Here is a 14,544-nt window from a genome sequence, read left to right on the forward strand (position 1 = left end):
CGGAGTCAGAGCAGATGTCAACCCTCACCCCGCCGGTCCGCACGTCGGCCGACGAGCACCAAGAGACGTTCAAGCCGCCGCGTTACCGCCGCCCCCTCGGCATCGGACGGGATCAGGTCGTCCAGTACGCGGTCCTCGCGTTCCTCGCCGTCCTCGTCCTGGCTCCGATCGTCCCGACCCTCTACCAGAGCGTGCGCAACCGCCCGCTCTACGAAGCCGGAGGAGCCTTCACGGTCCGCGGCTACGTCGACCTCTTCACGGACGCGGGCTTCGGCGAAGTGGCGCTCAACACGCTGCTGTTCGCCGGACTGACCACGCTGCTGAGCCTCGCCATCGCCATCCCGATGGCGATCGTGGTGGTCCGGACGAAGCTGCCGGGCGGCCGGCTGATCGCGCTGGCGATGCAGTGGCCGTTCTTCATCTCCTCGCTGATCCTCGGCTTCGGCTGGATCATCATGTATGGCCCGGCCGGGTTCGTCAGCATCAAGGTCCAGCAGATCTTCGGCGGCGTGCCGTGGAACCTGTACTCGATTCCCGGGATGGCCCTCACGGAGGCCGTGGCGCTCGCGCCCATCGCCTATGTGTTCTGCGCCAACGCGCTGCGCCAGTCCGACGCGTCCCTGGAGTCCGCGGCCCAGGTCTGTGGTGCCGGACCGCTCAGGATCCTGGGGCAGGTGGTCGTCCCGCTGCTGCGGCCGCCCATCGTCTACAGCGCCATCCTGGTGTTCTCCGTCTCCATCGAGACCCTGAGTGTGCCGCTGCTGTACGGCCAGCCGGTGAACATCGACGTGTTCTCGACGTTCCTTTACCACAACGGCCTGCAGTCGGTGGACCCCGACTACACGATGCTGGGCGCCGCCTCGACGATCATCCTGCTCGTCACCCTGACCCTGGTGGCCGTACAGGCCAAACTCCTCAAGGACGCCGCGCGGTTCGTCTCCGTGCGCGGCAAGGTGACCCGCCCCCGCAAGCTCGACCTGGGCTGGCTGAAGTGGGTGAGCATCGCGTTCATCTGGTGCTACGTCATCATCGGTGCCCTGGTCCCGATCGGCGGCCTGGTCTTCCGCTCCTTCACGCTGGTCTTCACCCCGCTCCAGTCGCCGCTGAAGACGATCACCACGCAGAACTACAAGATCGTGTTCGACTCGGACAACTACGTCCAGTCCCTCTGGAACAGCCTCATCGTGGCCGGCGTCGGCTCGGTGGTGGTCAGTGCCCTCGCGGTGGTCGCGGTGATGGTCGCCCGCCGCTCCACCTTCCGCTTCGGCCGGGCCGTCGAATACCTCGCGCTGATCCCGCAGTCGCTGCCCGGCATCATCATCGGTATCGGCTTCTTCTGGGCCTTCGCTCTCGCCCCGTTCGGCGTCGGCGAGTTGCTGCAGGGCACGGTCTACGCCGTCATCATCGCCTTCGGCATGCGCGCCCTGCCCAGTGCGTTCGGCTCGGTCGCCCCCGCGATCATGCAGATCGGCGGCGAACTCGACAACGCGGCCCGGGTGTCCGGCGCCGACTGGCTGATGACGTTCTTCCGGGTTCTGCGGGCCCTCGTCACCCCCGCGTTCGCCGGAGCCCTCGTGCTCACCTTCGTGATCATGCTCAAGGAGTACTCGCCGGCCGTGTTCCTGAGCTCCGCGGACAACAACATCCTGGGAACCACCATGCTCAGCCTCTGGACCCAGGGCCGGGCCGGATCCGTCGCCGCGCTGGCAACCCTCCAGATCGCCATCACCGCGGTCTTCGTCGCACTCGCAGGACTGCTCATGAAGGGAAAGCACCATGCCTGAGGTGACCGTGAAGAACCTGGCCAAGACGTTCGGGGACAACTCCGTCCTCCGCGACGTCACCTTCACCATCAAGGACGGCGAGTTCTTCACCCTCCTGGGAGCCAGCGGCTGCGGCAAGTCCACCACCCTCAACTGCATCGCCGGTCTTGAACAGCCCACCGAGGGCTCCATCACCGTCGGGGGAAGACCCTTCGTCGACTCCTCGGCCGGGGTGTTCCTGCCCCCCGAGGAACGCAACCTCGGCATGGTGTTCCAGTCCTACGCGCTCTGGCCGCACATGACCATCGCGAAGAACCTCGCCCTGCCCCTCAACATCCGCAAGGTCCCCAAGGACAAGCAGAGGACCCTGATCCACGACGCGCTCGACAAGGTCGGTCTCGCCGACCTGAGCGACCGCTACCCGCACCAGCTCTCCGGAGGCCAGCAGCAGCGGGTCGCGCTCGCCCGTGCCCTGGTCTACTCACCGACGGTGCTGCTGCTCGACGAGCCGCTGTCCAACCTCGACGCCAAACTCCGGGAGCAGGCCCGCGCCTGGCTGAAACGACTTCAGGAGGAACTGGGCATCACCACCGTCTACGTGACACACGACCAGGAGGAGGCCCTCGCCCTGAGCGATCGCATCGCGGTCATGGAGGGCGGCAACATGATCCAGATCGGCACACCGCACGAGATCTACGAACGGCCCGCCGCCCCGGAGGTGGCCGCCTTCGTGGGCCGCTGCAACTTCCTCACCGGCCGCGTGATCGGGCAGGAGGGCACGCGGTACCGGATCCTCCTCGACTGCAGCGACGACGTGGTGCAGGTCGACAGCGACGAGCGCGTCCCGGCCGGCCACTCCGTGACCGTGGCGATCCGGCCCGAACGGCTGGAGGTCGTCCCGAAGTCCGGTACGCCGTCCGACGTCAACCAGTTGAGGACCCAGGTCCTCACCAGCTCCTACGTCGGCTCCCGCTACGAGTACGACGTCCGCCTCGGAGACCAGGCCGTGCAGGTCCTCAGCGGCAACGGCGGCCTGGCGGGCGAAGTGGTGCTCGTCTTCGATCCGGCTCAGGCGCTCCTGTACCAGGACAAGGTCGAACTCCCCGAGGAACAGCGCGACCTGCTGACCGTCACCTCGTGATCTGACCGGGTGGGACACAGCCACCACACGCCGGGGCCCGGAGAGTCCACCATGACTCTCCGGGCCCCGGCGTACGCGGTCCCGCGGCTGCTCGTGCGCGTGACGTGTCGCGCCGAAGCCCAGTCCGCTCCGCGCGCCGGCGGCCGGGGCGCGCGCAGCGTGCGAGGGGAGGCAGATGGCGGAGTCCGAGCGCCGACTACGGTTGCTGCGTTGCCGTCTGTGTCCCGGAATCACCGGGACCGGGAATCGAGGAGACCGAACTGTGGGACTGTGGTGGGGCAGGGCGCTGGACGCCGCCCGGATCGACGCGGCGGAGCTGCGCGCCGACTACACGCGGCAGCGGCGGATCGTCGCGCGCTACCGCCCCAGCGGCTACCTGGCAACCCGCCTCCTCGTGCGCCCCGAGCACCTCCCGCATCTCCTGGCCGTCACCGCTTTCATGCACCTCTCCGACACTCTCCTCGACAGCGGCCCGCGCCCCGAGCGCGCCGCCGCCTTCGCGCGCTGGGCGACGCAGGTCCGCGAGGGAATGGCCGGCGGTACCGTCGAACACCCCGATCTCCGGGCCCTTGTGCATACGATGACCGTCCACCCGCCGTTGCGCACGTATGTGACGGACTTCCTCGCCGCCGCCCCCGCCGACCTCGACTTCGCGGGCTTCGCCACCGAGGCGGACTACCAGTCATACGTCGACGCCTACGTTCTTCCCGCGTTCATGCTGATCGCCGGCCTCCTGACGGGTGAGGACACCCCGGCCGGGTACCGCGAGGCCTGCCGTACGTACATCGACGGCAGCCAGCGCCTCGACTTCGCCAACGACCTGGCCGAGGATCTCGCAGAGGGCCGCCTCAACCTCCCCCAGGAGACTCTGGACGCGTACGCGGTCACCCGCGCCGACCTCGAATCCGCCCGTGACACCCCCGGCACCCGCGCGCTGCTGGCCCACGTGCTCGGCCGGGCGCGTCAGTCGCTGGCCGCCGGACGGCCCCTGGCCGACCTCGTACCGCCCGAGGGCCGTCCCCTGTTCCGCGCCATGATCGGCATCGAGGACCTGACGGCCGAGGCGGCGCAGGCCAAGGGGGCGGCGCTGCTGCGCGGCCCCGCCCGGCCCCCGCTCCCCAGCACTCTGAAACTGCTCTTCAGCGAGCGGGCTCGGGCGAAGCGGAGTGCGGTGACGACGACCGGGCCCGGGACCGGAGCCGGAACAGCCGGAAGTCGTAGCGGCGCAAGGCCCTGAGCAGGAGCGCAACGGCGGCGCGCAGGGGGCTCGGGACGGCATGACGTCGGCCCCCTGCTCGCCGTAACGTGTTTCACCCTGGCTCGAATTGCCCAGTTCGTTGCAGATATGATGCGTTTTTCTTTGAGGCGAATACGGCACCGTCGTCAACGCGGCGGCCGAAGGGACGCTGTCCGGCTGTCACCGGTGTTCCTGACCTTCCTCATCACCGCGCTGGCGTTCGCGACGCCGAGGGAGATCGCCATAAGCCGCCTCCTGCCCGCCGCGCCTGCCCTGGCCGCCTCGATGTGGCCCGTGCTCCCCACGATCCTGCTGGGGACGTGCTGCCTGCTGGCCATGCTCGGCCTGAGCCTCGTCTACACCGACCTGGGGACGCCCTACACATCGGCTGCGATCGTCGCGGTCACCTTGGCGGCCGCATACGCGAGCCATGTCCGGCTTCGACGGGAGGAGGCCCTCATCCAGATCCGGCTCGTCGCCGACACCGCCCAGAAGGTGCTGATGCGCCCCCTGCCGAGCCGCCTGGAGGACATCGAGATCGAGTCGCTGTATGTGGCAGCCCAGGCGCAGGCCCGGATCGGCGGCGACTTCTACGAGGCGGCCGCCACACCGTACGGGGTCCGGCTGCTCCTCGGCGACGTACGGGGCAAGGGCCTCTCCGCCGTGGGTGCGGCCTCGGCGGTGATCAGCTGCTTCAGAGAGGCCGCGCACGACGAGGCCGACCTGAGGGGCGTCATCCATCGCCTGGAGACCAGCATCACCCGCCACAGTGCCGCCTTCCCCGCCCAGGACATGCCGGAGCGATTCGCCACCGCCCTGCTCGCCGAGATCCCACGGGGCGGCGGCCAGGTCCGGCTTCTCAACTGCGGGCACCCCCCGCCGCTGCTGGTGCGCAGCGGGAGAATGCGCGTTCTGGAGCCCACGGCTCCCTCTCCGCCTCTCCACCTCGCGACGCTCATCGGAGACCGCTACCGCATCGACACCGTGGCCTTCGCCCCGGGCGACCGGTTGCTGCTCTACACCGACGGTGTGACGGAGACCCGGGACCGCACCGGCGACTTCTTCCCGCTGCAGGACTGGATGCGCGGGCAGGACCCGGCGTCGCCCCCGGGGCTGCTCGACCGGCTTCACCGGGACCTGCTCCGTTTCAGCGGCGGACGGCTCGACGACGACATCGCCGCGCTCGCCGTGCGACGCCCGGAGCACCGGGTGCGGGAGCACCCGGCGTAGGTCCTGTCGCGGACGGCCTGTCGCGGACGGCCTGTTGCGGACGGCCTGTTGCGGACGCCGAGCCGATCACCCCCGTTGCGGCACGACCGCCACGGGACAGGGGGCGTGGTGCAGCAGCGTGTGGGCCACCCGGCCGAGCTGGAGTCCGAAGTGGTCCTGCCTGCGCTGTGCGCCGACGATCACGAGGTCGGCTGCGTCCGAGCGGCGCAGGAGCACCTTGCGGGCCGGCCCCTCGACCGCGTCGGGGCGTACCCGCACACCCGGGTGGTCCGCCACCGCGTCGTGCACCAGGGCGTCGAGCAGCGCCGACGCCCGCTCCCTGGGGTAACGCGCCGGTTCATCGGCCGACGGAAGGCGGTGGGTGGTCTGGTGTGCGGGGGCGCGCCACGCGCGTACGACGTCGAGGGGGCACCGGCGTGCCTCGGCCTCACGGAAGGCGAACCGCACGGCCTCACCGCTCGTGGCGGGGTTCCCCGCGCCGAGCAGGATGCGTTCGTGGGTGCCGGCCAGTGCGGCCTGGTCACCGCGGACCACGATCACCGGGCAGTGCGCGCGGGCCGCCACCACCAGTCCGACCGAACCGAGGAGCATCCCCTTCAGCTCACCACGGCCGCGTGAGCCCGTCACCAGGGCGGAGGCATGGAGACCTTCGCGCAGGAGGGCGTCCACCGCTTCCTCGGGGACCACCTCGGCCGAGACCGTCACATCCCGGTTGCGCCGCCGGGCACGCTCCGTCGCGGCCTCGACGACGGTCTCCGCCATCACCTGTTCGGACGGGCGCTCACGGCCACCCGTCATGACGGCGCCTTCGTAGTGTGCCCACAACGAGGCGTACACGAGCCGCAGGGGCAGACCGTGCCGGGCCGCCTCGTCCACGGCCCAGTCGACCGCCAGGAGGCCGGCATCCGATCCGTCGACACCCACGACCAGGGGGAGTTCCATCCGTCCCACCGCCTTTCGCTTCCCTCTGCCCTCCCTCTCCCCGTCTGTCCCTCGGGCAGGTCACGGCTGGATGTCGAGTACCTGCGACGCCGGGCGACGGGGTGTGCTGGGACCTTGGGGGCCGTATCCCAGGCGAATGATCATCTGCGTGTAGCCCGTACCGGACACCGGGTCGCGCAGCGGCCAGCGCAGGTCGGTCCACTCAAGGGGCTGGGTGGCGAAGGAACTGGACAGACCCTCGACGGTGGCCAGCAGAAGGACGCGTTCCAGGGCCTGGCCGGCCCGCAGCCAGTCCTCCGGGCGGTCGTAGAGCGTGCTGACGAGGGCCAGCTGAGGCGTCCGCTCGAAGTCGGCGAAACCACGGCCCGCCACCTGGCGAGGGCCCGCGAAGTCGCGCACGGGGGCCTTGCCGCCGCGGATGCGTGGCCCGAAGGCGTAGGCCGGGACTCCGTCGTCGGTCGTGTTCGCCGACGGGGGGCCGACTCGGGTCCACTCGGCCAGGTCCTGGTCGCTGCCGCGGTCGGTGAGGTTGCGTGCCTCGGCCTGCCGGACCAGTTCCAGCACCTCTTGCAGATGCCATGCCGTGGGGAACGTCAGCATCGCTCCCTCAAGGCGAGCGGCATCGGCGAGTGCTCCGCGCACGTCCTCGGGGATCTCCGTCTCCTCGAACGGGAAGCGGCTGCTGTGCCGCCGGTGGATCGCCGGATACAGCGCGCCGAGGTCGCTCTCACCGCTCCGGGATCCGGTCAGCCGTACGCCGGCGAGCAGCGCCCGGTCGCTGAGGTCGGGCAGCAGCCGGGTTTCCGGGCACCAGCCCTCGTGGATGACGGCGACCCTCAGGTTCAACAGGGCGGCGCCGCAGCCGAGATGAAGGCCGCGGGCGTCGGGGTCGGAGTGCGGCATGACGCGCCCGAAATCGGCGCGCAGCTCGAAGGTGCGACTGCGCCGCAGATAGCGGAACCGCCAGGGCTGTGCGTTGTGCATCGACGGGGCGGCGGCCGCGTCGCGCACCAGGGCCGTCACACGGTCGTCGGACGGTGCTTGCCGGTTCACCGGAACCTCCCTCGCGGGTCGGCGGCCCACCGCGGTGGGGCCGCTCTCCGGTTGGTCGTGGGATACGCGACGGGAGGGCGGCGGCCCCCTGCCGCTCACTCGTCGGCCGGAGTGATGCGGCGGCCCCTCCCGGCTCCGCCCTGAGCTCGCATGATCGCCGCCCCTTCCTCACAATGGTGCTGTATCCAACGTGCCACGCCCGGCACACCGCCGCACGGGACGAACACCCCCACGCACCGCCCCGAGCCGACCGGCCGTCACGTCCCGTGAGGAGAGGCGAGATGTACCACCGAACCGTCGCGGACCTCATGACCCGAGACGTCGTTCGCGCACGGCGGGACCTGACCTTCAAGGAGATCGTCAAACTCCTCACGGACCACGGCGTCACCGCCGTACCCGTCGTCGACGAACTGGACCGCCCGCTGGGTGTGGTGTCCGAGGCCGACCTGCTGCGCAAGTCCGCCGACCAGACCGACCCCTCCGGCCTGACCGCGATCCCCCACCTTCAGGCGTGGGAACGGGCCAAGGCCGAGGGTGCGCGCGCCGAGGAACTGATGTCCGCACCCGCCGTGTGCGCACGCCCCGACTGGACCGTGGTCGAGGCCGCCCGCCTGATGGAGGTCCAGAAAGTGAAACGGCTGCCCGTGGTCGACGAGGCGGACCGGCTCGTGGGCATCGTCAGCCGCTCCGACCTGCTCAGGATCTTCCTGCGCGGCGACGACACCATCCACGACGAGATCTCCCAGGACGTACTGCGGAACACCATGGGACTCGACCCCTCACAGGTGACGGTCCAGGTCCGCGAAGGCCGGGTCGAGCTTCATGGCGCCGTGGAGTTCAGAAGCCTGATCCCCATCATCGAGCAGCTGTGCAGGAGAGTCGACGGCGTCGTCTCCGTCACCGGGCACCTCACCTACCCCACGGACGACGCGCACCACTCCCCCACCGGCAGCTGAGACGCAGGCGGCGGAGATCCCCTGTTGCCCAGGAGTCCCGCAGGGGCGACCGTGGAGGTGAGGTAGCGAGGGAGTGAGTATCGTGCGAGCGCTCGTCTACCACGGCCCCCAACACAGTTCCTGGGACACCGTCACGGACCCCGCGATCGAGGAGGCCACCGACGCGATCGTGCGCGTCGACGCCACTACCGTCTGCGGAAGCGATCTGCACATCCTGCGGGGAGATCTCCCCGAGGTGAAGCCGGGGACGATCCTCGGCCACGAGGCCGTGGGCGAGGTCATGGAGATCGGCAGCGGCATCCACGACCTGCGCCCCGGCGACCATGTGATCATGTCCTCCGTCTCGGCCTGCGGCCACTGTCAGCCGTGCCGTGACGGCATGTACGGGCAGTGCCGTGGGGGCGGCGGGTGGATCCTGGGGAGCCTGGTCAACGGCGCGCAGGCCGAGTTCGTACGGGTGCCGTTCGCCGACCACTCCACCCACCGACGGCCCTTCGACCTGCCGCTCGATGACGCGGTCCTGCTCGCCGAGGTTCTCCCCACCGCCTACGAGGTGGGAGTACGCAACGGACATGTGACCCCGGGAGACACCGTCGTCGTGGTGGGCGCCGGTCCCGTCGGTCTCGCCGCGGTCGTCGTCGCGCGGCTCTACTCACCGCGCCGGATCGTCGTGACGGACCTGTCCGCCTCGCGGCTGGAGGCCGCCGCCCGGGTGGGAGCCGATGCCGCCGAACTGCCCGGCCGGATGATCGCCGAGTTGTCCGAGGGACCGGGTGCCGACGTGGTCATCGAGGCCACGGGGGAACCGGAGGGCTTCGTACTGTGCACGCGTGCCGTCCGCGCGGGCGGGCACATCGCCAACATCGGCACGCACGGCAAGCCGGCCACGCTGCACCTCGAATCACTGTGGCGCAAGAACGTGACGATCAGTACCGGCCAGGTGGACACGTCCTCCACACCATGGCTGATGCAGTTGGTGGAGTTCGGGCGACTGTCTGTCTCCCGGCTCGTGAGCCACACCTTCGGTCTCGACCGGATGGAGGAGGCCTACGAGGCGTTCGCACACGGCACCACGACGGGCGCCCTCAAGGTCGTGCTGCACCGCGAGTGAGGGGCCCTGACAGGCAGGAAGTCGTCCGCGCCGCGTGTTCCGAGGCTTCCGCCGGCATGCGGGCCGCCGTCGACGCCGACCACGACCGGCCGGGGCCGGCCCGTGTGTACCCGTCATGGCCACCTCCGGCCGCGCCGCCCGGGGGCGGTGCTCATCCATGTCACCATGCGGCTGACGTCCGAGAGCGAGACGATGCCGACGAGCTCGCCGTGATCCACGACCAGGACCCGGTGCTCGGCACCCCGCTCCATGCGCGGCAGCAGATCCGCCACCGGGCTCTCCGGCCCCACCACGACGACCTCGGACAACGGCACCATCACCGACCTCACCGGCACGGTCTGTGCCTCGTCGTGCGGCACCCGTCTGGCGCTGTCAAAGGTCACCAGCCCGACCGGGGCCCCGTCGTCGGTCACCGGGAACGCCGAGTGCCGGAAGCGGTAGTGCACACCGGTGAGGAAGCCCGCGACCGTGGTGTCCGCGGGCACCGTGAGAGGTTCCGGCGTCATGACGTCCCGCACCGGGACCCCGGCGAGCACGCCCCGCAGCTGGGCCTGCCGTCCCTCGGTGGTGGCGGCCGCGATGAGGAACCAGCCGATCAGTGCCAGCCAGAAACCGCCGAACGAGCCGGTCCGCAGGAACATGACCAGCCCGAGCACCACGAGCAGCCACCCGAAGACCCGCCCCGCCATGGTCGCGCCGGCCGTCGCCCGCAGCCGGTCTCCCGTGCGCCACCACAGGAACGCGCGCAGCAGCCTGCCGCCGTCGAGCGGGGCGGCGGGCACCGAGTTGAAGACCGCGAGCAGCACGTTGATGGCTGCCAGCCAGGCCACCATCTCCACCACGATCCCGGACGCGGACACCAGGTGGAGGAGCCAGGTGCCGAGTGCGAAGAGCCCACCCAGGAGGAGGCTGACGAGCGGGCCGACGCCGGCGATCCTCAGTTCCGCGCCGGGGCTGGACGCCTCGGACTTGAGCCGGGCGGCCCCGCCCAGGAGCCACAGCACGATGTCGTCCACCTCGACCCCGTTGCGCCGGGCCACGACGGCGTGCGCGAGCTCATGGGCGAGGAGCGAGACGAAGAAGACCACGGCGGTGCACAGGCCGGCCGCCCAGTACACGCCCCAGCCACGCCCTGGATACACGTGGGGAAGGCGGCCCTCGGACAGGCCGAACGCGATGATGCCGAAGATGAACAGGACGCTCCAGTGCACGCCGATGCGGACCCCCGCGATGCGTCCCAGAACGAACGTCGCCCGCACAGCTCTCTCCCTGCTCGGACCCACGGGCCGTGGAAGGACGACGCCTGTGGCCTCTCGTCCCGCGGATCCTCCTGACTTCCAGTACACCCTCGGGGCCACGGCTTCGCGCGCCGGAGGCCCGGCATGCCGTGCGCCCAGGGGCCCGCTCTTCCCCGGCGCCACTTAGACTGGGAGACGTGGTCCGGCCCAACGAGGAGGTCGAGGCGCTCCTTCAGGAGTACGCGGACCTCATCGCCATCACCGGAGGCGACGCGTTCAAGGCGCGCGCCTACGAGAAGGCGGCCCGTGCGATCGGCGGTTACCCCGCCGATGTCTCCCACCTCGACGTCGCGGGTCTGAGGGAAATCCCGGGCGTGGGCAGGTCGATCGCCGAGAAGGTCGTCGAGTACTTCCGCACCGGCCGCGTCACGGTGGTCGAGGAGACACGGGCCAGGATTCCCGCAGGGGTACGGCAGCTCATCGCCATCCCCACGCTCGGCCCTCGGAAGGCGATGACCGTCTATGAGGATCTGCACATCTCCTCGGTGGGCGAGCTGGCCGACGCCATCAGGGCGGAGAAGCTGCGCGACCTGAAGGGCTTCGGGGAGAAGACCGAGGCGAACATCCTGCACGGCATCGCCCTCATGCAGCAGGCAGGCGGGCGGATCCCGCTGAGCACCGCCATGGAGTCCGCCGAGGAGATCGTCGCCGAACTCTCCCGGATCGCGGGCTGTGAACACTGCGCGTACGCCGGTTCGCTGCGCCGCATGAGGGAAACCGTCGGCGACATCGACATCCTCGTCGCCGCCGACCGGTCGGCCCCCTTCATGGACGCACTCACCGAACTGCCCTCCACCGCCGAGGTCATCGCCCATGGCGAGAAGAAGACCTCGATCCGTACCGTCAAGGGCGTCCAGGTCGATCTGCGCGTGGTGCGACCGGACTCGTGGGGCGCCGGGATGCAGTACTTCACCGGCTCGAAGGCGCACAACATCCGTACCCGCACGATCGCCGTCCGCCTGGGGCTGAAGCTCTCCGAGTACGGCCTGTTCGAGACGGAGGGCGGTGAGCGGGTCGCCTCCCGGTCCGAGGACGAGGTGTACTCCCGGCTCGGCCTGCCATGGATCCCGCCCACGCTGCGCGAGGACCGGGGGGAGATCGAAGCCGGCCTGCGGGGCGAACTGCCCGAGGTGGTGACGGAGAGCGACATCAGAGGCGACCTGCACACCCACACCGACCTCACCGACGGCCTCGCCCCGCTGGAGGAGATGGTGGCAGCGGCCGCCGAGCGGGGCTACGCGTACTACGCGGTCACGGACCACGCACCGAACCTGTACATGCAGCGCATGACCGACGAGAAGATCCTCGCCCAGCGCGAGCAGGTGCGTTCACTGGACGGCAGGCACCACAGGATGCGGCTGCTGCACGGCACCGAGCTCAACATCGACGCGGACGGGGCGGTGGACTGGCCCGACGACTTCCTCCAGGGCTTCGACATCTGCGTGGCCTCGGTGCACTCCCACCTCAACGTCGGCCGCAGGGCGATGACCCGACGGATCGTACGTGCCTGCGAGAACCCCCACATCAACGTCATCGGCCATCCCACGACCCGTCTGATCGGCAAACGGCCGGGCGTCGACGCCGACCTCGACGAGGTGTTCGCCGCCTGCGCCCGCACCGGCACGGCCCTGGAGATCAACGCCCAGCCCGACCGCCTCGACCTGGGCGACGAGGACATCCTCCGCGCCCGGAGCCACGGCGCGAAATTCGCCGTCAGCACCGACGCCCACTCCCTCCTCCACCTCGCGTACCTCCGCTACGGAATCGGGATGGCCCAACGGGGATGGCTCACTCCGGAAGACGTGATCAACACATGGCCGCTGGCTCGACTGCGCCGGTTCCTGCGCAAGGACCGCGCGGACTGAGACGCCTCCTGTTTCCACGCCGTGGCCCGCGAATCGGCACACCCAGAAGCCGTGAATACGGCTTATTGTTGAATATCTCAGTTTGTACTGAAAGGGAAAAGTTCAACTCATGCATGCGCGGCTGGCGTTGCTCAGCGCGGTGAGTCCCGGTCTCCCGGAAAGCGAAGTCTTCCGGTTGGGACTGCACCATGCCGCGGGCGAGCTGTGTGCTCTCGGCGGCATGGTCCACCTCTGTGGCCCCACCTCCGCGCTGTGCCTGGTGTCGGCGGTCGGCCTGCCCCCGGACATCCCCCGCTCCTGGGGGCTCATCGACCAGGAGAGTCAGGTGGCCCCCGCACGGGCCCTGCGCCAGGGCAGCGCCGTATGGATGCCGCCACCGGCGGCAGACACGCCATGGCCCGGCACGCGCACGGGCCTGGCCGTGCTCCCGGTGTCCGCCGGGGGCCGCATCATGGGCACGCTCACCGTGCTGACGGGCGACCGGGGCGAGCCCACCCCGCAGGAGTGGGACTTCCTCCGGGCCGTCGTCGCCTGGACCGAGGAGCGCATGGTCCAGGCGCCGAAGGTGACCATACCCGCGGCGACGGAACCCGACGGTGAGCGGCCGCAGCAGACCGTTGGGGACCTCAGGGTCGGATGGTGGGACTGGAACCTCCAGACCGACGAGCTGATCTGGGACGCGGCGGTCATGGAGTTCTACGGCACCAAACCGGCCGACTACACCGGCACGATCCAGGACTGGATGCAGATCCTCCACCCCGACGACCTGGCGCCGACACTGACGGAGGCGCAGCGGGCGATCCGCGAGCACTCGGTGTACGAGGCCACATACCGGGTACGGCGCCTGGACGGTACGTACGGCTGGTCGCGTGCCCGCGGCAAGCCGACGTACGACGATCAGGGTGTACCCCTCCGGATGGTCGGCGTGAGGTGGGAGAGCGGCGAGTGGCCCTCCGCCCGTGACGCGCTCAGCCGGGCCCTGCGCCACATGAGCGACATCTTCCTGACGGTGGACGCCGAGTGGCGCATCATCTTCGTCAACCGGGAAGCGGAGCGCACGCTCGGTTCGTCCCAGGAGGAGTTGTTCGGGCGTGTGCTGTGGGACCTGCCCGCCGCGCAGCGGATCCCGGACCTGGAGCGCCGCTGCCGGAGAGCCGGCGCCGAGGAGACACCCGCCAGCTTTGACGTAGGCATACCGGACACAGGGCGTCGCTACCAGCTTCGGCTGGTCCCTGGCCCCGTCGGCCGGGCCATCTATCTGGCGGACGTCACCGAGAAGCGGCGTATGCAGGAGGAACGCGAGGCGGCCGAGCGCGCCGCGGCCGAGCGGGCGGCCCAGGTCGCGGAGCTGACCGCGGCACTCGCCAAGGCGACGACCTCACAGGACGTGGTGGACGCGGTCGCGCAGCGGGTGCTGCCACCGTTCGACGCCGTCGGACTCGTAGTGCAGGCCATCGAGGGGAACCAACTCCTCGCCATCGGGGTGGTCGGCTACGCGGACGACTTCCTCGACCTCTTGAACAGCCGCTCCACAGCGGCCACCCTGCCGGGCTGGAGTGTGATCGCGTCCGGAGAACCGGCGTTCCTGTCCTCGCCCGAGGAGTACGTCGCATACGCGCCCCACCACGCCGACCTCCCGGGAATCGGCCACAAGCAGGCCTGGGCGTTCATGCCGCTGACAGTGTCCGACCACACGTTCGGGGTGTGCGTCGTGTCCTGGGACCGTCCGCGCCTGCTCACCGCCGACGAGCGCTCGCTGCTGACCACGATCAGCGCCCTCGTCGCACAGGCCCTGGAGCGGGCCCGGCTCTACGACGCCGAGCACAGCCGGTCCCGTGAACTCCAGCGCAGCCTGCTCCCCCGGGACCTGCCCGACCTGCCCGCCTGCGCGGCCGCCGCCCGCTACCTCCCCGCCGGGCAGGGCATGGACGTGGGCGGCGACTGGTAC

Annotated in this window: 11 protein-coding genes; 8 read left to right on the plus strand and 3 right to left on the minus strand. The window is 70.2% G+C overall.

Annotated elements, in window-relative coordinates; all coding sequences use genetic code 11:
- Positions 1 to 14 precede the first annotated feature (14 nt).
- From IE262_RS38215 to IE262_RS38230, 4 genes are all read left to right on the plus strand, one after another.
- The gene (locus tag IE262_RS38215) at positions 15 to 1,784 is read left to right on the plus strand and encodes an ABC transporter permease (RefSeq protein WP_134040967.1); all 1,770 of its coding nucleotides are present in this window, start codon (positions 15 to 17) and stop codon (positions 1,782 to 1,784) included.
- Positions 1,777 to 2,904 (plus strand): ABC transporter ATP-binding protein, encoded by a 1,128-nt coding sequence (locus IE262_RS38220; RefSeq protein ID WP_189880191.1) that lies wholly within the window; start codon positions 1,777 to 1,779, stop codon positions 2,902 to 2,904. The genes IE262_RS38215 and IE262_RS38220 overlap by 8 nt, the downstream gene beginning before the upstream one ends.
- 262 nt (positions 2,905 to 3,166) lie before the next feature.
- Positions 3,167 to 4,141, plus strand: coding sequence for a phytoene/squalene synthase family protein (locus tag IE262_RS38225; RefSeq protein WP_189880193.1), 975 nt, complete (start codon positions 3,167 to 3,169; stop codon positions 4,139 to 4,141).
- Positions 4,142 to 4,327: 186 nt separating this feature from the next.
- Positions 4,328 to 5,371 carry a PP2C family protein-serine/threonine phosphatase gene (locus IE262_RS38230; RefSeq protein WP_229877959.1) on the plus strand — a complete coding sequence of 348 codons (1,044 nt, stop codon included), beginning with the start codon at positions 4,328 to 4,330 and terminating at the stop codon, positions 5,369 to 5,371.
- 66 nt (positions 5,372 to 5,437) lie between these two features.
- Here IE262_RS38230 and IE262_RS38235 read toward each other — a convergent pair whose 3' ends face one another.
- Positions 5,438 to 6,313 (minus strand): universal stress protein, encoded by an 876-nt coding sequence (locus tag IE262_RS38235; RefSeq protein ID WP_189880197.1) that lies wholly within the window; start codon positions 6,311 to 6,313, stop codon positions 5,438 to 5,440.
- Positions 6,314 to 6,373: 60 nt separating this feature from the next.
- Positions 6,374 to 7,366 carry an Acg family FMN-binding oxidoreductase gene (locus tag IE262_RS38240; protein WP_444545239.1) on the minus strand — a complete coding sequence of 331 codons (993 nt, stop codon included), beginning with the start codon at positions 7,364 to 7,366 and terminating at the stop codon, positions 6,374 to 6,376.
- Between the two features lie 281 nt (positions 7,367 to 7,647).
- On the opposite strand from IE262_RS38240, the gene IE262_RS38245 reads away from it, so the two are divergent.
- Together IE262_RS38245 and IE262_RS38250 are read left to right on the plus strand one after the other, a co-directional pair.
- A complete protein-coding gene (locus tag IE262_RS38245) occupies positions 7,648 to 8,322 on the plus strand; it encodes a CBS domain-containing protein (RefSeq protein WP_189880199.1) in 675 nt (224 codons plus the stop codon).
- An 82-nt stretch (positions 8,323 to 8,404) separates the two neighbouring features.
- Positions 8,405 to 9,433 carry an alcohol dehydrogenase catalytic domain-containing protein gene (locus IE262_RS38250; protein ID WP_189880210.1) on the plus strand — a complete coding sequence of 343 codons (1,029 nt, stop codon included), beginning with the start codon at positions 8,405 to 8,407 and terminating at the stop codon, positions 9,431 to 9,433.
- 113 nt (positions 9,434 to 9,546) lie between these two features.
- On the opposite strand, the gene IE262_RS38255 is transcribed toward IE262_RS38250, so the two are convergent.
- Positions 9,547 to 10,692, minus strand: coding sequence for a site-2 protease family protein (locus tag IE262_RS38255; RefSeq protein ID WP_189880200.1), 1,146 nt, complete (start codon positions 10,690 to 10,692; stop codon positions 9,547 to 9,549).
- A gap of 176 nt (positions 10,693 to 10,868) precedes the next feature.
- Here IE262_RS38255 and polX point away from each other — a divergent pair, with 176 nt between their 5' ends.
- Positions 10,869 to 12,596 carry a DNA polymerase/3'-5' exonuclease PolX gene (gene polX / locus IE262_RS38260; RefSeq protein WP_189880202.1) on the plus strand — a complete coding sequence of 576 codons (1,728 nt, stop codon included), beginning with the start codon at positions 10,869 to 10,871 and terminating at the stop codon, positions 12,594 to 12,596.
- A 109-nt stretch (positions 12,597 to 12,705) separates the two neighbouring features.
- On the plus strand, positions 12,706 to 14,544 hold a 1,839-nt coding region (locus tag IE262_RS38265), incomplete at its 3' end, for a PAS domain-containing protein (RefSeq protein ID WP_189880204.1).

It is taken from the genome of Streptomyces bluensis, assembly GCF_014650715.1.
Classification (GTDB): Bacteria; Actinomycetota; Actinomycetes; order Streptomycetales; family Streptomycetaceae; genus Streptomyces; species Streptomyces bluensis.